Origin of the sequence: Providencia huaxiensis (assembly GCF_002843235.3) — a bacterium.
Classification (GTDB): domain Bacteria; phylum Pseudomonadota; class Gammaproteobacteria; order Enterobacterales; family Enterobacteriaceae; genus Providencia; species Providencia huaxiensis.
In genome coordinates, this window is record NZ_CP031123.2 from 2,369,715 (window position 1) to 2,390,736 (window position 21,022).

General features: G+C 39.6%; 15 protein-coding genes. 5 read left to right on the forward strand and 10 right to left on the reverse strand.

The window, feature by feature from the left end; all coding sequences use genetic code 11:
- Nucleotides 1–8: 8 nt before the first annotated feature.
- Nucleotides 9–1,463, forward strand: coding sequence for a bifunctional 2-methylcitrate dehydratase/aconitate hydratase (locus CYG50_RS12640; protein WP_102137446.1), 1,455 nt, complete (start codon nt 9–11; stop codon nt 1,461–1,463).
- Between the two features lie 72 nt (nt 1,464–1,535).
- Here the strand turns inward: CYG50_RS12640 and CYG50_RS12645 are convergent, their stop codons facing one another.
- The gene (locus CYG50_RS12645; protein WP_102137445.1) at nt 1,536–2,576 is read right to left on the reverse strand and encodes a galactose-1-epimerase; all 1,041 of its coding nucleotides are present in this window, start codon (nt 2,574–2,576) and stop codon (nt 1,536–1,538) included.
- 224 nt (nt 2,577–2,800) lie between these two features.
- Nucleotides 2,801–3,730 (reverse strand): cation diffusion facilitator family transporter, encoded by a 930-nt coding sequence (locus CYG50_RS12650; RefSeq protein WP_102137444.1) that lies wholly within the window; start codon nt 3,728–3,730, stop codon nt 2,801–2,803.
- Between the two features lie 299 nt (nt 3,731–4,029).
- On the opposite strand from CYG50_RS12650, the gene CYG50_RS12655 reads away from it, so the two are divergent.
- Entirely contained in the window at nt 4,030–4,467 is a 438-nt protein-coding gene (locus CYG50_RS12655) for a universal stress protein (RefSeq protein WP_102137443.1), read from the forward strand.
- 47 nt (nt 4,468–4,514) lie between these two features.
- Here CYG50_RS12655 and eco read toward each other — a convergent pair whose 3' ends face one another.
- Nucleotides 4,515–4,991, reverse strand: coding sequence for a serine protease inhibitor ecotin (eco, locus tag CYG50_RS12660; protein ID WP_102137442.1), 477 nt, complete (start codon nt 4,989–4,991; stop codon nt 4,515–4,517).
- 267 nt (nt 4,992–5,258) lie between these two features.
- Between eco and CYG50_RS12665 the strand changes: the two genes are divergently transcribed.
- The 3 genes from CYG50_RS12665 (at nt 5,259) to CYG50_RS12675 (ending at nt 7,677) form a co-directional block, all read left to right on the forward strand.
- Nucleotides 5,259–5,471, forward strand: coding sequence for a DUF465 domain-containing protein (locus CYG50_RS12665; RefSeq protein WP_004261774.1), 213 nt, complete (start codon nt 5,259–5,261; stop codon nt 5,469–5,471).
- A 284-nt stretch (nt 5,472–5,755) separates the two neighbouring features.
- Complete coding sequence (locus CYG50_RS12670) at nt 5,756–6,124, forward strand: nitrous oxide-stimulated promoter family protein (RefSeq protein ID WP_102137441.1); 369 nt, start codon at nt 5,756–5,758, stop codon at nt 6,122–6,124.
- Between the two features lie 734 nt (nt 6,125–6,858).
- Nucleotides 6,859–7,677, forward strand: coding sequence for a helix-turn-helix transcriptional regulator (locus CYG50_RS12675; RefSeq protein WP_102137440.1), 819 nt, complete (start codon nt 6,859–6,861; stop codon nt 7,675–7,677).
- A 210-nt stretch (nt 7,678–7,887) separates the two neighbouring features.
- Here CYG50_RS12675 and CYG50_RS12680 read toward each other — a convergent pair whose 3' ends face one another.
- From CYG50_RS12680 to xerD, 7 genes are all read right to left on the reverse strand, one after another.
- Entirely contained in the window at nt 7,888–13,386 is a 5,499-nt protein-coding gene (locus CYG50_RS12680; protein WP_148241597.1) for a hypothetical protein, read from the reverse strand.
- Between the two features lie 20 nt (nt 13,387–13,406).
- Complete coding sequence (locus tag CYG50_RS12685) at nt 13,407–13,961, reverse strand: YuaE family lipoprotein (protein WP_102137439.1); 555 nt, start codon at nt 13,959–13,961, stop codon at nt 13,407–13,409.
- Nucleotides 13,962–14,792: 831 nt separating this feature from the next.
- On the reverse strand, nt 14,793–16,310 hold the full coding sequence (gene lysS, locus CYG50_RS12690) for a lysine--tRNA ligase (protein ID WP_102137438.1): 1,518 nt from the start codon (nt 16,308–16,310) through the stop codon (nt 14,793–14,795).
- 7 nt (nt 16,311–16,317) lie between these two features.
- Nucleotides 16,318–17,419, reverse strand: a protein-coding gene (prfB, locus tag CYG50_RS12695; RefSeq protein ID WP_102137437.1) for a peptide chain release factor 2 whose coding sequence is annotated in 2 segments (ribosomal slippage) — nt 16,318–17,340 and nt 17,342–17,419 — 1,101 coding nt in all. Because the reading frame shifts where the segments join, the coding sequence is not laid out codon by codon here.
- Between the two features lie 129 nt (nt 17,420–17,548).
- Nucleotides 17,549–19,282, reverse strand: a complete 1,734-nt coding sequence (recJ, locus tag CYG50_RS12700) for a single-stranded-DNA-specific exonuclease RecJ (RefSeq protein ID WP_102137436.1) — start codon at nt 19,280–19,282, stop codon at nt 17,549–17,551.
- A gap of 9 nt (nt 19,283–19,291) precedes the next feature.
- A complete protein-coding gene (dsbC, locus tag CYG50_RS12705; RefSeq protein ID WP_102137788.1) occupies nt 19,292–19,996 on the reverse strand; it encodes a bifunctional protein-disulfide isomerase/oxidoreductase DsbC in 705 nt (234 codons plus the stop codon).
- Nucleotides 19,997–20,017: 21 nt separating this feature from the next.
- A complete protein-coding gene (xerD, locus tag CYG50_RS12710) occupies nt 20,018–20,920 on the reverse strand; it encodes a site-specific tyrosine recombinase XerD (RefSeq protein ID WP_102137435.1) in 903 nt (300 codons plus the stop codon).
- Nucleotides 20,921–21,022 lie beyond the last annotated feature (102 nt).

The following is a 21,022-nucleotide window of genomic DNA, read 5'->3' on the forward strand; positions in this document are numbered from 1 at the left end:
GTAACCTAATGACAACACAAACCGTGCGTTCGCAACAAATTGAATTTGATAAAGTGATCAGCGATATTGTTGATTATGTAATGGATTACCCGATTATTTCTGAGCTCGCCTATGATACGGCTTATCATTGCCTGCTCGACACCCTTGGTTGCGGTATGGAATCCCTTGAATACCCTGCATGTAAAAAATTATTAGGCCCTATCGTCCCGGGGACTATTGTCCCAAATGGCACAAAAATCCCAGGTACACAATTTCAATTAGACCCTGTGCAAGGCGCATTTAATCTTGGCACAATGTGCCGCTGGCTTGATTTTAATGACACTTGGCTTGCTGCCGAATGGGGACATCCATCTGATAACCTTGGCGGTATTTTAGCTACTGCGGATTGGCTTTCACGCGAAAATATTGCGAAAGGCAAGCCCCCGCTAGTGATTAGAGATGTTTTGACGGCATTAATTAAAGCGCATGAGATTCAAGGCTGTATCGCATTAGAAAACGCCTTTAACCAAGTTGGGCTCGACCATGTTATTTTAGTCAAAGTGGCCTCAACTGCGGTTGTTTCTCATTTATTGGGCTTGGAAAGAGAGCAAATTCTCAATGCGGTCTCCCAAGCATGGATTGATGGGCACAGTCTGCGTACCTACCGCCATAGCCCCAATACAGGGTCTCGCAAATCATGGGCTGCTGGTGATGCAACATCTCGTGCGGTTCGGCTCGCTTTAATGGCTCAAAAAGGGGAGATGGGCTACCCAACGGCGTTAACCGCTAAAACCTGGGGTTTTTACGATGTTTTATTTAATGGGCAACCACTGCGTTTTCAACGCCCTTATGGCTCATATGTCATGGAAAATGTGTTATTTAAGATTTCTTTCCCTGCTGAGTTTCATTCCCAAACTGCAGTAGAAGCAGCGTTACAACTCCATCAAACCCTCGAAAAACTAGGAAAAACGGCTCAAGATATTGAGTCGATTGCCATACGTACCCATGAAGCTTGTATTCGTATCATTGATAAAAAAGGCCCATTACATAATCCGGCAGATAGGGATCATTGCATCCAATATATGGTCGCTGTCCCATTAATTTTTGGTCGTCTAACGGCCGCTGATTATGAAGACAATGTTGCTAAAGACGAACGTATTGATGCATTACGTGCAAAAATGCATTGCACAGAAGATGTACAGTTCACCCAAGACTATCATGACCCTGAAAAACGCTCGATTAGCAATGGATTAACCATTACATTGAAGGATGGGCAAGTGCTTGATGAGGTTGTTATCGAATATCCTGTTGGCCACAAGCGCCGCCGTAAAGAGGGTATGCCATTATTATTAAATAAATTTAGAGTTAATTTAGCAAGGCAATTCCCTGAGGCTCAACAAATTCGAATTCTAACAGCCTCTCTCGATAAACCAATGCTAGAAAAAATGCCCGTTAATGAATATATGGATTTATTTGTTATTTAAGTCTAAAGCAATTATTAGCGAGCAATTCAATTCAGCGCCTTAATATTGAGGCGCTGAACATTCACTGAGGTATCAAAAAACAAATTGGTAGCGAGTTTGGTTTCGGTACACTTGTTGAGGAAACGCAATCGAACTGTATTGTTCTCCCCACTCTGAATGGTTAATGGCATCCGCTGGAAACTGAGTTGCCAACACTACCCCTGAATAAGGGACATACGTTCGAGTTTTCCCCGATGTTGCAAGCAGGTTATTTCCACTATATACATGTAATGCAGGCTGTGTTGTTGCGATATTGAGCCATACATCCCCATTTGGCGCCCCCAGTGTTGCCACTGTCTGCTCACCGTCGGTTAATGCATCGTTTAATATAAACCCATGATCATACCCACCAACGCGGTGCTGCACATCGTCTTGTAAAAAATCTCGGCCAATACGCTTGCTTTGGCGAAAATCAAAATTGGTTTCAGCCACGTTATGCCATTCGCCCGTTGGAATACCGTCCATATCTGTCGGCAAGAATTGGTCTGCACCAATATATAAATCATGTTCCAAAGCCGTTCTGACCGAATCTTCCCCCGCTAGGTTGAAGTAGATGTGGTTCGCGAGGTTAACAGGGCAAGCTTCTGTCGATTGATAAGTATGGTGAATAACGACTTGATTATCTTCTGTGAGTTCATAGCTCACCTCAACCTCTAGCCGACCTGGAAAGCCTTGTTCACCGGCAGGAGACACTAAAGAAAAAATAGCCTTCTGGGGAGTTGGCTGAAAAATACCCCATATACGCTGGCTAAAATTATGCTTTCCACCATTCAAGCAGTGTACACCTTGGTTATTCGCAAGCTGATAACGCTGTTCATTTAACGTGAACTGTGAATTATTTATACGGCTAGCGACTCGCCCAACGGTTGAACCAAGGTATACTCCTTGTTCCATCTGTTTCGCCATATTGGGTGACCCCAAAACAACGTCTCGTTTACCTGTTACTAATGGAAGTATACAGCTAACCCAACTAGCGCCTAGACTACTGAGAATAATCTTCATACCATTTTGATTTGTAAGGGCAATAACCTTTGGGGCGCGAAATATCTGACATTGTTCTTGAGTTAACTGCATTTTTTCCTCAATCATTCAATAATTACTATAAAGAGCTGCTTGCTATATTTGCCCTTTACGTTGGAAAAATACTATATTGTGCCGTGCTGAAACAACATATTAATTTTCACCTTGTTATCAACTAGGTGCAATAATTAATGGAGCCTTTTTACATAATAGCTTGCAATAAAAAACCGAGCCACTTTTATGCTCGGTTCTTATCGGAAAATAAAATCAACCTATAATTAATGCTTAATCTCTTTGTCATATGGGTCAAGGTGTGTCATGACATCCAAAATTAATGGGTTTTCCATCAGCTTTTTACGCACATTTACCGCAATCTCATGGCCAACAGTAATACTCATATTTCCATCAAGCTCTAAATGTACATCTACCAATAAAAAGTCGCCTGACTTACGTGTTTTTAAATCATGATACCCTGATAATTCACTGATATTATCCAAAATAGAACGGATTTCCTGCAAAGTTTCTTCATCTGCACCTTTATCCATTAAATCTTGCATGGATTGATTGGTGAATTTAAACCCCATCCGAAAAACAAATGTCCCCACAATCAACGCGGCCAGTGGGTCAAAAATTTTAAATCCGCACAAGCTACCAACAATACCAATAGCCACCACTAAGGAAGAAGCCGCATCAGAACGAGCATGCCATGCATTCGCCACTAACATACTGGAGTTCACTTTTTTCGCGACATGCAGCATATAGCGAAACAGCCCCTCTTTTGCGACTAAAGCAATCAGTGCGACAATCAATGCAATTGAGTGAACTTCAGGAATTAACTCAGGTTTCAGTAATTTTTCAATCGCTGACCAAACCATTCCCACACCCACAATTAATAAAATAATACCTAATATTAATGACGCACCATTTTCATAACGAAAATGGCCATATGGGTGGTCTTCATCTGGCTTTTTGTGGCTTTTCTTATTCGCTATCAACACCACAAAATCAGCAACCAAATCCGATAATGTATGAATACCGTCAGCTACTAACCCGGAAGAATGAGAAAAAACGCCAACAATTATCTGCCAAATCGATAAGAAAATATTTACGACAACACTGACTAATGTGCTTTTTTTTGCGGCTTTAAATTTTATTTGTTGAATTTCAAAATCACTTTTTTTCTGTGCTGAAGCATTATTCATAGTCATAAAATGGGTTCTTTAATGAAAAACAAAACAATTATCATTCAAATAATACATTTAAATCAATTAGTTAAACAACTTACCGCAATATTCGCATATATTTTATTAAAAGTCTCTGTGTGATTTGTAAATAACACAGAGAGTTGATAATAATTATTCTTTCTTTTCAAAGAATAAGTTATGTCATTTTTAGATTATCGCCATAAATGCGCACGTTATAGCATTTATTACTTTTCATTTAACTTATAGTATATTGTAGATAACCTTTTGTAATTAATTTTAAATAATACGAAAATGAGGTAGCTATGTATAAAAAAATCCTAGTCCCTATTGATTTGTTAGAAGATGAATTAAACCAAGAGATCATCAAACACGTTGAGGCACTAGCGCAACTAAGCTCAGCCGAAATTCATTTTCTATCCGTTATTCCGAGCCTTGAGTTATTTTTTGGTATTGAAATTGCCGCATTACCAGAAAGTAACAAAGATTCTGCGGAACGTTCAATCCTTGCAATGCGTGCATTAGAAGAAGTCATTAAAGATATCAAAGTTGCTGATGAACGGATCCACTGCAAAATTGGTATTGGTTCAGCTAAAGATGAAATCTTAGATTATGCGCAAGACATTAGCGCAGACCTCATTGTTGTTGGCTCTCATCACCCAAGCACTTCAACCTATCTATTAGGCTCAACAGCCTCTGCAATCGTGCGCCATGCGAAAACATCTGTCTTCGTTATTCGCTAAATTGGTTCTATAAAAAATGCCGCTAAATGCGGCATTTTCTTGAATATTTATTTTGTAACTGAATCCATTAATTTATCGTCTGTAGACCAGATACGGTATTTTACTTGCATATCTTTCGGAGCATAAACCACAATCGGTAATTTGCTGTTATAACGCACAAATGCATCATCACCTAATTGAGTTGTCACAAAACGGTCTTTTGCAGGTTCAGAACACCCCATCATAGTAGATGCAGGGCCTTTTACTTCGTCAAGTTTATAATAATCATAACCCCAGCCTTCCAACGTCTTTCTGTCTAGGTCACCCATAAACCATTGGCGGTTACAATCTGCTTTGATCGTTTTTCCAATAACTAACTCAACCATAAAGTCATTTTCATTTTGTTGCTTGGTTAATTCAATCACATGACGAGTCATACCCGATTCTGCTTTTGGGTATGGCGCGATCTTTTCCAAATCCTCCGTTGCGACTGCACATGATGAAATTAATGCCGCTGCCATTACAGATAAAATCGCTTTTTTCATTATTTATTCCTATCTAGAAATACAAAATCAATTTTAAAAACCAGAATTTTATACATACTAAGTCATTTACACCGTAATTATCACTATAGATGATTCTTAATTACAAAAATATAGATAACCCGGGTAAAAACAATGTAATACTACTTAATTCTAGTTGAAGGATCATAAAACTAATAAAAATTATGTAAATTACAAGCTATTTGGATGTACAAAATGTACGCTCTGTTTATACTGAATCTGAGGCTTAATATATTCTGAGGAGGTAGTATGTTATCAGCAGATCAAGATTTAGTTTCAAAATTAATCTCTACGCATCCCCGTTTTCAAACGCTTTATGAAAAGCATCATCAACTCGACAAAGAAATCAGTAAATTAGAAGGCCCTTCTGGTGCTGGTTACAATGAGCATGTCGCTAAGCTAAAAAAAGAAAAATTACATCTTAAAGATGAAATGCAAAAAATAATGCTCTCGAGTCAATAGACTATCACGATAACAACATGTGTTGTTTTTCTAACATGATGAAAATAAAAAGATTAGCTAACACCCTAAAAAATGACGATGTTCTATTGTTCATTTAGTACCTAGCTAAGTATTTTTCATTCAACTAAAAGAGGGTAATTTTTACCCTCTTTTTTGTTACATTGAAAAACTCTTTATTTTGTTGAGCTCCATCAATAAAAGTAAGAATACATTATCATTAACTCGCTATCCTCATATAAAATTGTATATTAAATGTATGTTTGTTTTTTATAGAGACTTATTTTATGGCTGGTAAACGCATTCAACGTGAAATTAAAACGATTGAAAAAATGATAAAAATCTATGAAAAAACCTACCCCGCCCCCATAGAATCGCCTAATTTCTATCAAGAATTATTTTCCTATGCCGTTAATAGGTTAGAGAAATGCCGATATGGAGAAGAAAAACCAGCTTGTAAACAATGTCCAATCCATTGTTACCAACCCAAAATGCGAGAGCAGATGAAGCTAGTTATGCGCTGGGCTGGCCCTAAGATGCTAATCCATCACCCAATACTAGCTGTACGCCACTTACTTGATGACCGTAAACCCGTTCCTGACTTACCAGCTAAAGTGAATAAGCGAACAGCTAAAAGCATGGGTCATGATGAGTGAGACCCTAGCTCAAATTGGCACCCTCTATTTGAGGTTTCAAACAAAACACAGCATAAGGAGAAAAATAAGGCATAGGTAGGCTGAAAAATGATGAATAAAAAAGTAATAACATTTGAAATTATGCATAAAAATACATATTTAAAATGCCTATCAGAGCAATTGTACAAACCTATCATTATAAAAATGAGATACCTGTCGCAATAAACCCGCTATCCAGCCCTATCTTGATAAATTAATATTATCGATACGATAAGCATAATAAATAACTCAAGTTAACAATTATTTATTACATAAATAATATTAATCAATGATGGTTTTAACGAATTTTAATATCATCATTAACATAGCTAAAATTCACATTACTATACTAAAAATGACAATTGAGCAAAAAGTAGAAAAAAAACGCCTGTTATGCGTAAAAAACGATAACATATTAACAACCGACTAATTTTAGTATTTTAGATTAATAACCCAAACTAAAAAAAATAATAAAAATAAAAAACCAAATAAACTTTTTTTAACACTATAAATACCGAGCTAAAACCAAGAAAAGATCGGAAAAAACATATTTGGAAACATTTATTTATATTTAGAATTACAATGTGACACAAAATTAATCGATTTATATAATTTCAACCATACTAATAACACCCATGCTTTATATTACCAGATGGAAATTGTTGAATATTTTATTTTGAAATTATATTTGAAATACAATTAATGAAGGTATCGTCATGCAAGTAATAAATTCACCGAATCAATACGTAATTAAACAGATAAACATTAATAGTCACGCATCTCATAATATCATCGACTTAGAAACCAAAGGGCTTTTGATCATAGAACAAGGCTCTGTGTTACTAGAAACCCCAGCTAACTCACAACACTTAAATGAAGGTGATATTTTATATCACAAACAAGGGGCTTACTCCTTGCAACTCACCGAAGCCACAGATTGCAAATTACTTTGGATCCCCTTAAATGATGATTTCTTGCGTAACTTCATCTCCAATCATGGTGCAGAGTTAAGCGAAATAGACCGTAATGAAGCCTTACCATGTGATGTGATTAAATTTAATTCATCTCCTATCATTGATGAGATCAAAGCAAGCTTAAATGCATTTATCAATAATGAATACCCTGACGTCATCTTCACACTCCGAGTAAGCGAATTATTATTATTACTCAGCTACAGTGAACAAGGAGCTCTATTGTTATCTAATTTTAGGCAGCTGAGTAGTCGCCAAGTTGAGCGCTTGCAGTTATTTATGGAAAATAATTATCTTAAAGAATGGAGACTAAGTGAATTTGCACGTACTTTTGGTATGGGATTAACAACGTTTAAAGAATTGTTCAATACCGTTTATTCAACCTCACCACGCTCGTGGATTAGTGAAAAACGTATCATGTATGCACACCAGCTATTAATTAACACGACAATGAGCATTGTAGAGGTTTCAATGGAAGCAGGCTTTTCCAGTCAATCTTACTTCACCCAAACTTATCGAAAACGATTTGGATACACACCGAGTAGATCAAGAATAGCAGCTTAACCGCTCAGCAATCTTCGAACTCATGCCCTGTCAGTTATAGAAATATAATCTGGCAGAAAGGCAAGTCTCAGTCCCTTCCGTTACACAGCCATATTCACTTCTTAGACTTCTTAAATTTCTATAATCCCTTCAGATTGATATATCACAAAAAAAGGTAATTCGCCTTTCAGTGACAAATTACCTTTAAGATGAACTCAGACAAAAGCTATATTATTTTGCTTTGATTATTTTTAAATCAATGATTGACATGGAGTTTGGTGGCACTTCTCCTGGTATACCGTCAACACCATACCCTCCTTCAGGTTTAATATAGACTTTAACCATACCCCCTTCCCCTGCTCGTTCTACAAAGGAATTTAATGGCGTTGGTAACTGACTATAAGGTAATGTGACCGGGTTTTGGTCGGTGTACAATACCGTAACCTTACCATCCGTTAATTGCTCTCTCATAATAAAAGTCACGTCTTTATTTTTAACATCTTTTATAGGAGAACCTGCTTGAATGATTTTATAGTAAGTGTTGCTATCGAGCTTACTGTATTTTTGAGCGGTGATTTGCTCAATAATTTTTTGGTTTTTCTTCGCATTTTCTGCGGCAACCGCTTTTGCATCTTTGCTAGGTGGAACTCGCCCTGCCAAGCCAGTATTCGGTTTTGTGCCACTTCTCGCTTTTAATGCATCATTTTCATCTTGTAACTGAGTTATCAATCGGTTTAATTCCATAATTTGTGATTTTAAAGTTTCATCACTCGAAATGGATTTACGCGAATCTAGCTCTGTTTGTAATTTTTTCAACTTCTCTTGTGCTGATGCCAACTCTTTTTGAGAATTAGTTTTTAAATCACCAAGAAGTTTATTCGTCTCTGTCAGTTTTTGCTCAATCTCAGGCTGTTTCTTTGTTTTAGCCGCAATATCGCTTTCAAGTTTACTAATTTTGTCTTCTTGGGACTTAGCCTGTTTAACAAATTGCTGGTTTTGCTGCTCAAGTTTTTTCTTCTCACTTTCCTGGGCAGTCAGTGCATCATTAATTGATTTTTTCTCAGATTCCAACTTAGCTAAAGCGGCTTCTTTCTGTTTCAATAATGCAATTTGTTTATTTAAGTCTGTCGTTAACTCTTTGACTTGCTTGTCACTTGCTTGCCCTATTAGCGCCGTTTGTTTTTCAACATCTTTTTGCAACTTCAACAGATCCGCATTGGCCTGTTGCAATTGTTTTTGAGCATCAACAAAATTCTGTTCATTTTGCTTTAAGTTTGTTTGTAATTGTTCCTGTTGCTTTTGGCTCTCAGCATATTGTTTTGATAATGTATTTTGTGCTGCTTGCTGCTCAGCTAACTGTTTTTTCGCTATTGCTAATTCTGACTCTAACGCCACTTTCTGAGCCGCCTTCGCGGTCTGCTCGGCTAAAGAGGCTTGAATTTTGTCTGCTTGTTGCGCTTTTTGTTGCAGCTCGGCGGTCAGTTGCTGGTTTTTCTCCGCTAATACTTTTGCATCCGCTTGCTGCTTCGCTAAAGCCTCACGAGTAGTTTGGCTTTCCGTTTCCGCTTTCTTCAAACCGTCTTCTTTTTGCTTCAACAAGGCGAGTTGTTTGTTTAAATCGGCGGTCAGTGCTTTAACTTGCTGATCGCTCGCTTGATTCATTAAAGCGGTTTTCGTTTCGACTTCATTTTTTAACTTCTGTAAATCTGCATTCGCTTGCTTCAGCTGCGCCTGTGCTGTGGTGTAATTTTGCTCTTGTTGAAGGAGTTTTGCCTGCAAGTCTGCCTGCTGTTTTTCACTGTTCGCAAACTGTTTGGACAACGCATTTTGCGCAGTTTGGTGCTCGGCTAACTGTTTTTTCGCCTCAGCCAGCTCAGCTTCTAACGCCACTTTCTGAGCCGCCTTCGCGGTCTGCTCGGCTAAAGAGGCTTGAATTTTGTCTGCTTGTTGCGCTTTTTGTTGCAGCTCAGCCGTCAGTTGCTGGTTTTTCTCCGCTAATGCTTTTGCATCCGCTTGCTGCTTCGCTAAGGCTTCTCGAGTAGTTTGGCTTTCCGTTTCCGCTTTCTTCAAACCGTCTTCTTTTTGCTTCAACAAGGCGAGTTGTTTGTTTAAATCGGCGGTCAGCGCTTTAACTTGCTGATCGCTCGCTTGGCTCATCAAGGCAGTTTGTTTTTCCATATCAGCTTGGAGCTTCTGTAAATCTGCATTCGCTTGTTTCAGCTGCGCCTGTGCTGTGGTGTAATTTTGCTCTTGTTGAAGGAGTTTCGCCTGCAAGTCTGCCTGCTGTTTTTCACTGTTCGCAAACTGTTTGGACAACGCATTTTGCGCAGTTTGGTGCTCGGCTAACTGTTTTTTCGCCTCAGCCAGTTCGGCTTCTAACGCCACTTTCTGAGCCGCCTTCGCGGTCTGCTCGGCTAAAGAGGCTTGAATTTTGTCTGCTTGTTGCGCTTTTTGTTGCAGCTCAGCCGTCAGTTGCTGGTTTTTCTCCGCTAATGCTTTTGCATCCGCTTGCTGCTTCGCTAAGGCTTCTCGAGTAGTTTGGCTTTCCGTTTCCGCTTTCTTCAAACCGTCTTCTTTTTGCTTCAACAAGGCGAGTTGTTTGTTTAAATCGGCGGTCAGTGCTTTAACTTGCTGATCGCTCGCTTGGCTCATCAAGGCGGTTTGTTTTTCCATATCCGCTTGGAGCTTCTGTAAATCTGCATTCGCTTGTTTCAGCTGCGCCTGTGCTGTGGTGTAATTTTGCTCTTGTTGAAGGAGTTTTGCCTGCAAGTCTGCCTGCAGTTTTTCACTGTTCGCAAACTGTTTGGACAACGCATTTTGCGCAGTTTGGTGCTCGGCTAACTGTTTTTTCGCCTCAGCCAGTTCGGCTTCTAACGCCACTTTCTGAGCTGCCTTCGCGGTCTGCTCGGCTAAAGAGGCTTGAATTTTATCTGCTTGTTGCGCTTTTTGTTGCAGCTCGGCGGTCAGTTGCTGGTTTTTCTCCGCTAATGCTTTTGCATCCGCTTGCTGCTTCGCTAAAGCCTCACGAGTAGTTTGGCTTTCCGTTTCCGCTTTCTTCAAACCGTCTTCTTTTTGCTTCAACAAGGCAAGTTGTTTGTTTAAATCGGCAGTCAGTGCTTTAACTTGCTGATCGCTCGCTTGGCTCATCAAGGCGGTTTGTTTTTCCATATCAGCTTGGAGCTTCTGTAAATCCGCATTCGCTTGTTTCAGCTGCGCCTGTGCTGTGGTGTAATTTTGCTCTTGTTGAAGGAGTTTTGCCTGCAAGTCTGCCTGCTGTTTTTCACTGTTCGCAAACTGTTTGGACAACGCATTTTGCGCAGTTTGGTGCTCGGCTAACTGTTTTTTCGCCTCAGCCAGCTCAGCTTCTAACGCCACTTTCTGAGCCGCCTTCGCGGTCTGCTCGGCTAAAGAGGCTTGAATTTTGTCTGCTTGTTGCGCTTTTTGTTGCAGCTCAGCCGTCAGTTGCTGGTTTTTCTCCGCTAATGCTTTTGCATCCGCTTGCTGCTTCGCTAAGGCTTCTCGAGTAGTTTGGCTTTCCGTTTCCGCTTTCTTCAAACCGTCTTCTTTTTGCTTCAACAAGGCGAGTTGTTTGTTTAAATCGGCGGTCAGCGCTTTAACTTGCTGATCGCTCGCTTGGCTCATCAAGGCAGTTTGTTTTTCCATATCAGCTTGGAGCTTCTGTAAATCTGCATTCGCTTGTTTCAGCTGCGCCTGTGCTGTGGTGTAATTTTGCTCTTGTTGAAGGAGTTTCGCCTGCAAGTCTGCCTGCTGTTTTTCACTGTTCGCAAACTGTTTGGACAACGCATTTTGCGCAGTTTGGTGCTCGGCTAACTGTTTTTTCGCCTCAGCCAGTTCGGCTTCTAACGCCACTTTCTGAGCCGCCTTCGCGGTCTGCTCGGCTAAAGAGGCTTGAATTTTGTCTGCTTGTTGCGCTTTTTGTTGCAGCTCAGCCGTCAGTTGCTGGTTTTTCTCCGCTAATGCTTTTGCATCCGCTTGCTGCTTCGCTAAGGCTTCTCGAGTAGTTTGGCTTTCCGTTTCCGCTTTCTTCAAACCGTCTTCTTTTTGCTTCAACAAGGCGAGTTGTTTGTTTAAATCGGCGGTCAGTGCTTTAACTTGCTGATCGCTCGCTTGGCTCATCAAGGCGGTTTGTTTTTCCATATCCGCTTGGAGCTTCTGTAAATCTGCATTCGCTTGTTTCAGCTGCGCCTGTGCTGTGGTGTAATTTTGCTCTTGTTGAAGGAGTTTTGCCTGCAAGTCTGCCTGCAGTTTTTCACTGTTCGCAAACTGTTTGGACAACGCATTTTGCGCAGTTTGGTGCTCGGCTAACTGTTTTTTCGCCTCAGCCAGTTCGGCTTTTAAGGCGTTTTCTAATGCAACTTGTTGCTCTGCTTGTTCCGTTTTCTTCGCCAGAGAAACTTGAATTTTTTCTGCTAATTGTTCTTTTTCTACCAACTGAGTTTGTAATTGCTGGTTTTGTAACTCTAATAATTTACTTTTTTCTTGCTGGGCGACTAAAGACGATGCAACACCATCTTTTTCACTTTTAACGGTCGCTAATTCATTTTCTTTCTGTTTCAACAGTTCTTTTTGCTGTAAAAGTTCAGCTGTCACTGATTTCATCAGCTCATCAGCGTTACCCGCGACTTGCAGTTGATTTTTAGATTCCAACTCTAATTTTGCAATATCCGCAGTTAGTTGCTCAATTTTCAAATTTGCAGCAGCAAATTGCTGTTCTTTATCTGCTAATTGCTGTTTAAGTTGGGCTTGTTCAACGACACTTTCATTTAATTGTTTTTCAAGTTGAGCAATCGTTTCTTGGGTTTGCTGATTTTCTTGACTCAATTGATCAAGACTATTTTGCTTTTGCTCAATTGTTTTTTGAGCATCCGCCAGTTTAGTCTTTAATGTGTCAATTAAAGATTGGTCATCTGATGAATTGACAATTGCCTGTAATTTCGCGATTTGCTCTTTACTTTTCAGAACGTCATCATTTAGTTTATCAATCTCAAATTGTTTTTCCGTAATTGTATGCGTTAATTGCGCGATACTCTTATTATGATTAATGAGTTCAGAAACGAGTTGTTCATCATTGAGCAAATGATTATAGGCAATAAGTTGGCCTACACCTTGAGCAATACCAAACTTATATAGATGTGCTAATTGCTGACGTTCAATTAATTGCGCCAATTGCTCAAGATAAGCAGAGGTATTAATACCTGTTGGCTTGGCAAATTTAGATGCATATAAGCCGAGTGGGTCAAGAACCAATTGATATTTTGCAAAATCTTTGGCTAGATAAGCAGGATCCCATTGATTGCTTTGGAAGAAATAAGGGTAAGACGACAATAAAATAGGGGATGCCCCATTTTCTGTCGTCACCGCACACACTTCAGAAAAAGTCGTTTTTTCCGGTTCAGCAGGCTCTGCCTTCGCAACATCTACTTTCTTCGTTGATGCCGCAGTAGATTTATTCTTCCCTGTAGCTTTGCCTTTCGTTCCTTTATTCGCTGCCGCAGATTTTTGTTTCTCTTTTGGAGCAGGAACAGTAGATAGCGAAGAAAAGATTTCATAACCCTGGTTTTGTGTATTAACTGGCAATTGTTGCTTTTGTTCTTGTACTTTGCCTTCTTTTTCCATTTGAAGATAAGTATCAAAATCATCAATTACATTGTTAAAGCGCTCTGCTTTTGGAGCATGACTAAAAAAAGTCGTAACAAGTGCCAGTGACACACAAAGCCTAAGGTTTATTCTCATAATCCACTAATTTTCTTCAATGTTGATTCGGTAGACAATACTGAGTTATAACGAACTTTTGCACACAATACTTTGGTTTTAGATTCTATCGCCATTTGTAATAATTCAATTGTGTCAGGGCTAGCAGTCCCTTCAACTTGTCGATATAGACGGTTGATTTCGCTAACTTCTTTAAATGAACCTACTAAGCGATTGTAATCTTTTGGTGAGAGTGTTTTGAGCGCGTTTAATTCTTTAACACACGTATTCAAATGAGCAAATGTTTGCTGATCAGCACCCGCTTCACCATAAGTTGTAGAAGCAACTGGTGTACGGTTAATTGCGTTGTTTAAAACTTTTTGAGATTCAGGATAAGAGTTATCAGCCTGACCTGGATTGGTATCAACAGTCGATTGTGTTACCGGCTGAGTGGTACTTGTATTGACTACCTGTTTACTTGGGGTATTCGGTGTTGCTGTATTGTATGAGTCTGAGCCAAATGTACAACCTGAAAGAAGAGCTGTACCTGCTATAAGCAAAGATGCAACATAAAATTTATTTTTTAAAAACATATGGTTACCTTACCAGCACTTTTCTTCGCTATTATAATGATGTCAAAAAAACCTAGTGTAAGCTAAAAATTAGCTATTTTCTATAAGTCCGAATGTAGAAATAGAGTCATCTCATAAATTTAGATTAGCTTAACTTTAGTTTTAAAATTATTTTATTGCCACATTTTCATTAATTTTATGAGCTAATTCCCACTAGTCACCCTATAAAGGGATAATTCTACACCTTTGCCGTAATTTTTTATTATTTTATGTCAGAGAACGGTCGAGTTACTCTATAAACCTTGTAAGCGACCCAATTCTTTCCAAGTAAATTCTTATTTTAGTTCTGTCACCTGTAACAATTGTTAACAAATAAAATATTCACTCACAAAAAAATAAACCTTTTTCCATTTTTCAAGCTGCTAACACATTTTAAACTTGTGATATAACAATAAACGTCATCATACAAAAAATGAGTAACCTGCTTAATTCAATTCTACAGGCTAACAATAATTAAAAATTATAAATAGGATCAAGTTTTTATCAAAATACGTATTTATTGATGCTAAAAATGCGTAATAGAGCATAGCAGTTATCTGCCATAATTACTTATATTAAATTGATACGATTCGTAACTCAAATCTATTTTTAATAAAATACATTGATTACATAGCCATAATCACTAAAAAAACACTTTTCAGTGATTTTATTTCACCTTACTCATTTCGCGTCTAGTAAATAGTGTTTTATCTTATAACTAAAATGAACTGCTTGAATGAAACATAAGAGGAGTCAATATTGATAGCTTACAAATGTTAATATATGCCCGGTATTAACCGGGCATAATGGCATTTAAGCTTTGCTAGGACGTAAAGCTGGGAATAAAATAACATCGCGAATAGTATGACTATTAGTGAATAACATCACCATACGGTCAATACCGATACCTAAACCTGCTGTTGGCGGCAAACCATGCTCTAATGCGGTAACATAGTCTTCATCATAGAACATTGCTTCGTCGTCGCCTTCATCTTTTTGACGAACTTGCTCTGCAAAACGTTCAGCTTGGTCTTCTGCATCGTTTAATTCCGAGAAACCGTTACCGATTTCACGACCACCAATGAAGAACTCAAAACGGTCAGTAATGAATGGGTTATCATCATTGCGACGCGCTAATGGTGAAACCTCTGCAGGATACTCAGTGATGAATGTCGGCTGGATTAAGTGGCTCTCTGCAACCTCTTCAAAGATTTCACACTGAATGCGGCCAAGCCCCCAACTTTTCTCAATTTTGATACCAATTGATTGAGCAATTGCCACCGCTTTATCCATATCATCCAAATCAGCAACGTTGGTTTCAGGACGATATTTGCAAATCGCTTCTTTCATAGTGAGTTTGGTAAAAGGTTTACCAAAATCAAACTCTTGCTCACCATACTGAACAACCGTGTTACCTAAAACATTTTGTGTCAATGTACGGAACAAATCTTCTGTTAGCTTGATCAGATCACGGTAATCCGCATACGCCATGTACAGTTCCATCATGGTGAATTCTGGGTTATGACGTGGAGATAAGCCTTCGTTACGGAAGTTACGGTTAATTTCAAATACACGTTCAAAACCACCAACAACTAAGCGCTTCAAGTACAGTTCAGGCGCAATACGTAAGTACATATCGATATCTAATGCATTATGGTGAGTCACAAATGGACGCGCAGAAGCACCACCTGGAATGACTTGCATCATTGGGGTTTCGACTTCCATAAAACCGTAACCAACCATAAAATTACGCACTTCAGCAAGGATCTTAGAACGAACAATAAAAGTATGACGAGATTCATCATTCGCGATTAAGTCAAGGTAGCGCTGACGGTAACGTGTTTCTTGGTCTGATAAACCGTGGAATTTGTCAGGTAATGGGCGCAATGCTTTGGTCAATAAACGGACTTCATGACAATGAACAGTCAACTCACCTGTTTTGGTTTTAAATAAACGGCCTTTAGCGCCTAAAATATCGCCTAAGTCCCATTTTTTAAACTGTTCGTTATAGATGCCTTCCGCTAAATCATCACGGGAAACATAAATCTGAATACGCCCACCAACGTCTTGTAACGTTGCGAATGATGCTTTACCCATGATACGACGAGTCATCATACGGCCAGCAATCGACACTTCAATATTTAGGTCTTCAAGCTCTTCGGATGTTTTATCATCATATTGCGCATGAATTTTATCGGAAATATCTTCACGACGAAAATCATTTGGAAATGGAATACCCTTTTCACGCAGTGCCGCTAACTTTTCTTTACGGGCTTTAAGTTCGTTATTCAAATCAGGTGCTTGTTCAACACCTTGTTGTTCCTGAGACATTTTTTCCTCACAGGCCAGCTTTTAAACTAGCTTCAATGAATTTATCCAAATCACCATCCAGTACGGCTTGCGTGTTACGCGTTTCCACACCAGTACGTAAATCTTTTATTCTTGCATCATCAAGGACGTAAGAACGAATTTGACTTCCCCAGCCAATATCGGACTTATTCTCTTCCATCGCTTGCTTGTCTGCATTTTTCTTCTGAATTTCCAGTTCGTATAACTTCGCTTTTAACTGGCGCATCGCTTGGTCTTTGTTTTTATGCTGTGAACGGTCATTTTGGCATTGCGTCACAATATTCGTTGGAATATGTGTGATACGAACCGCTGACTCTGTTTTGTTAACGTGCTGACCACCAGCACCAGAAGCACGGTATACATCAATACGTAAATCCGCTGGATTGATTTCGATATCAATATCATCATCAACTTCAGGATAAATAAACGCAGAACTAAAAGAAGTATGACGACGCCCACCTGAGTCAAATGGACTCTTACGGACTAAACGATGAACACCTGTTTCCGTTCTTAACCACCCGTAGGCATAGTCACCAATAATTTTGACCGTTGCCGATTTTAGCCCAGCAACATCACCATCAGACTCTTCGATAATCTCGGTTTTAAAGCCCTTTGACTCAGCCCAACGCAAGTACATGCGCAATAACATACTTGCCCAATCTTGCGCTTCAGTACCGCCAGAACCCGCTTGTAAGTCAATGTAACAGTCTGCACTATCATATTCGCCTGAGAACATACGACGAAATTCAAGTTGCTCTAATTTGCCTTGTAATTGCTCTAACTCAGCTTCTGCTTCATTGAATGTGTCTTCATCATCCGCTTCAACCGCAAGCTCTAATAAACCTTCAACATCTTCAAGGCCTTGCGTCATCTGGTCAATTGTTTCAACAATTGCCTCAAGTGATGAACGTTCTTTACCAAGGGCTTGCGCTCTTTCGGGTTCATTCCAAACATCAGGCTGTTCAAGCTCAGCGTTGACTTCTTCTAAGCGTTCCTTCTTGGCATCATAGTCAAAGATACCCCCTCAGAACCACTGTCCGCTCAGACAGGTCCTGAATCTTACTTTTTATTGGGTTTATTTCAAACGTCATTTTTCAATATCTTATGGTTAGTCAAAAATATTTTTTTGTTCACAAACCGCTTAGTATAGCGGAATTTATCTCATGTTTATAGCGCCATAAAACGCTATTTCATCGTTATTCAGTGTGTTAATTACCCGTTTAATCCGGCCAAATATGTTCAATCATTAATTGTACGTTTTTTTGCCCTCGAAACTCGTTTACATCCAATTTAAAGGCTATTTTAGCTTTTTTGATACTATTATCTGGCCATCGGCGCACATCAATATTAAACATTATTGCATCTAACATTGGCCCGCCATTCACCGGCTCTAACATGAGTTTTAGATGACGCTCACCCACTAGCCTTTGCTGTAATAATTGGAATTCACCATCAAATACTGGCTCGGGGAATGATTGTCCCCAAGGGCCACTCTCTCGAATAAGTTCCGCTGTTTCTAAACAAAATTCATTGCGAGAAAGCTCACCATCACTCCATATCACTCCAGCAAGTTGTTCAGGCTGAATAAGTTCCCCCATCAATAGCTCAAAGTGATGTTTAAAAGCATCAAATTTATCCACTTCAAGCGTCAAACCTGCCGCCATCGCATGACCACCGAACTTCTGCATTAACCCCGGTTGTAAGGTATTCAAGCGTTCAAGTGCATCGCGCATGTGCACCCCTTGAATAGAGCGCCCTGAACCTTTTAATAAGCCATCACCAGCAGGGGCAAATGCAATAACCGGACGATGGTATTGTTCTTTGATCCTAGAAGCCAATATCCCTACAACGCCTTGATGCCATTCGGGGTGGTAAATGGCTAGGCCATTTGGTAACTGGTTTTCACCGTATTCGAATTGGTTAAAAAGCACGAGAGCTTCTTGCTGCATACCCGCTTCAATCTCACGGCGAGTTTGATTTAGCCCATCCAACTCATTTGCTAGTTCCCGCGCATAGGCCATATCGTCAGTCAGCAATAATTCAATGCTCACCGACATATCATCTAACCTGCCTGCTGCATTTAATCTAGGACCAAGTGCAAAACCAAAGTCATTTGCCACTAGCCTTGATAAATCCCGCTTGGAAACCTCAACGAGGGCTTTAATACCCGCGCAACAACGCCCCGCTCTAACACGATTAAGCCCTTGATGAACTAAAATACGGTTATTTACATCAAGAGGAACCACGTCTGCGACAGTTCCCAACGCAACCAAATCAAGGTATTCGGCTAAATTAGGCTCTGCCACGCCTTGTTGCACAAACCAACCTTGCTGACGTAAATACGCACGTAATGCCGACATTAAATAAAATGTGACACCAACCCCTGCTAATGATTTAGAGGCAAAGCCACACTCGTTTAAATTCGGGTTGATTATCGCATCCGCAGCAGGCAAAGTTTCCCCCGGCAGATGGTGATCAGTAATAATGACATTTATTCCATAATGGCTAGCTACTTCAACGCCTTCATGGGATGAAATGCCATTATCAACGGTAATAATGAGATTCGTTCCTTGGTTACGCGCTTCTTCAACCACCAAAGGCGTTAAACCATAACCATTTTCAAAGCGGTTCGGAACGATATAATTGATATTCCTATATCCCATTGATTTTAAAGCTCTAATCGCTAACGCAGTACTGGTTGCTCCGTCGGCATCAAAATCCCCAACAATGGTGATAGCCTCATGTTCATTTAAAGCACGATAAAGTAGCGGTAATGCCTTATCAATACCCGATAATGTCCGATAATCCAATAAATTGGCCGCTTTACGCTCTAACTGAGTGATATCGGTGACGCCTCGGTGTTGATAAATCCGTTGTAATAGTTCAGGCAAGCCAGGAAGTTGAGCAGCAGAACTTTGCTGCTGCCTTTGTTGTAAGAGTGTTTCTACATTCACAATAATTAACTATTTTTCGTTGAGTAATTGAACAAGGGCATCCGGTTTCATGTAGCCAGGTAGTAATTGCCCATCCGGTAGGATGATCGCTGGTGTTCCCGTCACTTTAAATAAATTACCCACACTCATATGTTTACTTAGGTCAATTTTGCAATCTTCAATCATGGCAATTTCCTCACCTTTAAACGCTTGAGTTAGCGCTTTTTGTGGTAGGCCATTACACCAGATAGACGCCATTTTTTTCCCTACGTCGCTGTCCGCACCTTGACGTGGATATGCAAGATAACGCACCGTGACACCTTGGCTATTTAGTTCACCAACAGATTCATGTAATTTTTTACAGTAACCACAGCTAATATCGGTAAAAACGGTCACAACATGCTTTTCCTGCGGTGCTTTAAAAACAATCATTTCACCTTTGAGCGCTTCTACTTTTTTCATTAATGGCTGATTACTGATATTAACCGGGCTTTTACCGCTCATATCATAAATTGGCCCTTGCAATAAATATTTGCCGTCATCAGTGATGTATACAACACCCGTTGATGTTTCAACAACATTCAGCCCAACAATGGGTGAAGGTTTAATCACTTCAACAACCATGTTGTATTTTTCCAACGTATCACGAATAACTTTTTCTTCCGTTGCCCCATAGACTGAGGAAGTCAACGTTGCAATACATGCAGCAGCCAATAATATCAATTTGCGTTTCATAAATAGTCCTTTAATCATGCATCACCCCCTTGGATGATGCTGCTCATGTAATACTCGTAACCGCTCAGTCGCTACATGAGTATAAATTTGTGTGGTTGATAGATCACTATGACCTAACAACATTTGTACCACGCGTAAGTCTGCCCCATGATTAAGTAAATGAGTTGCAAATGCGTGTCTTAAAACATGCGGTGAGAGTAGCTCGCTATCAATATGTGCAAGTACTGCGTAATATTTTATTCGGTGCCAAAACGTTTGCCGAGTCATTTTCGTGCCACGCTTACTCGGGAATAGAATATCGCTCGTTTTGCCATTTAATAAATCTGGGCGACCTTCATCAATATATTTCTCTAGCCAATATATTGCCTCTTCCCCCAAGGGAATCAATCTTTCTTTATCGCCTTTACCGACAACACGAATAACCCCCTGCCGCAAACTAATATCTGAAAAAGTTAAACCAATTAATTCAGAAACACGCAAACCACATGCATATAGCACTTCCAGCATCGCTTTGTCACGTAGCTCTAAAGCATCTTCGGTAGCAGGGGCATTCAATAAATCTTCAACTTGTCTTTCACTTAAATCTTTGGGCAAACGCTGCGGAATTTTGGGAGCAGCAATCACCGCTGAAGGGTCATCCAAACGGATTTTTTCCCGGTACAAATATTGAAACAACCGACGCATCGCACTTAATAAACGTGCTGAACTCGTTGCTTTATATCCACAATCAATGCGTTCAGCAAAAAAAGATTGTAGGTCAATTGATTGAACATTTTCTAAATGCAACTGATGTGCATCAAGCCATTTATCTAATAATTGAAGGTCATTACGATAAGAAGCCAATGTATTTTCGGCTAGATCTTGTTCAAGCCAAATTGTATCAAGGAATTGTTCAATTAATGGATTAAGTTGTTTGATTTCCACGACAGATAAGCTTCCTTTAGATAATACCACACGATTCTATTATGCCTGAATGTGGCTGCTTCTGTTACAATACATCTCTTGTGATGAAAACCATAGCTGGAC

Bases quoted from the DNA above. Each gene is read 5' to 3' on its own strand.
- dsbC (WP_102137788.1), bottom strand. From the start codon at position 19,996: ATGAAACGCAAATTGATATTATTGGCTGCTGCATGTATTGCAACGTTG.
- CYG50_RS12650 (WP_102137444.1), bottom strand. From the start codon at position 3,730: ATGACTATGAATAATGCTTCAGCACAGAAAAAAAGTGATTTTGAAATT.
- CYG50_RS12645 (WP_102137445.1), bottom strand. From the start codon at position 2,576: ATGCAGTTAACTCAAGAACAATGTCAGATATTTCGCGCCCCAAAGGTT.
- CYG50_RS12655 (WP_102137443.1), top strand. From the start codon at position 4,030: ATGTATAAAAAAATCCTAGTCCCTATTGATTTGTTAGAAGATGAATTA.
- CYG50_RS12640 (WP_102137446.1), top strand. From the start codon at position 9: ATGACAACACAAACCGTGCGTTCGCAACAAATTGAATTTGATAAAGTG.
- eco (WP_102137442.1), bottom strand. From the start codon at position 4,991: ATGAAAAAAGCGATTTTATCTGTAATGGCAGCGGCATTAATTTCATCA.
- CYG50_RS12665 (WP_004261774.1), top strand. From the start codon at position 5,259: ATGTTATCAGCAGATCAAGATTTAGTTTCAAAATTAATCTCTACGCAT.
- CYG50_RS12670 (WP_102137441.1), top strand. From the start codon at position 5,756: ATGGCTGGTAAACGCATTCAACGTGAAATTAAAACGATTGAAAAAATG.
- lysS (WP_102137438.1), bottom strand. From the start codon at position 16,310: ATGTCTCAGGAACAACAAGGTGTTGAACAAGCACCTGATTTGAATAAC.
- CYG50_RS12675 (WP_102137440.1), top strand. From the start codon at position 6,859: ATGCAAGTAATAAATTCACCGAATCAATACGTAATTAAACAGATAAAC.
- CYG50_RS12685 (WP_102137439.1), bottom strand. From the start codon at position 13,961: ATGTTTTTAAAAAATAAATTTTATGTTGCATCTTTGCTTATAGCAGGT.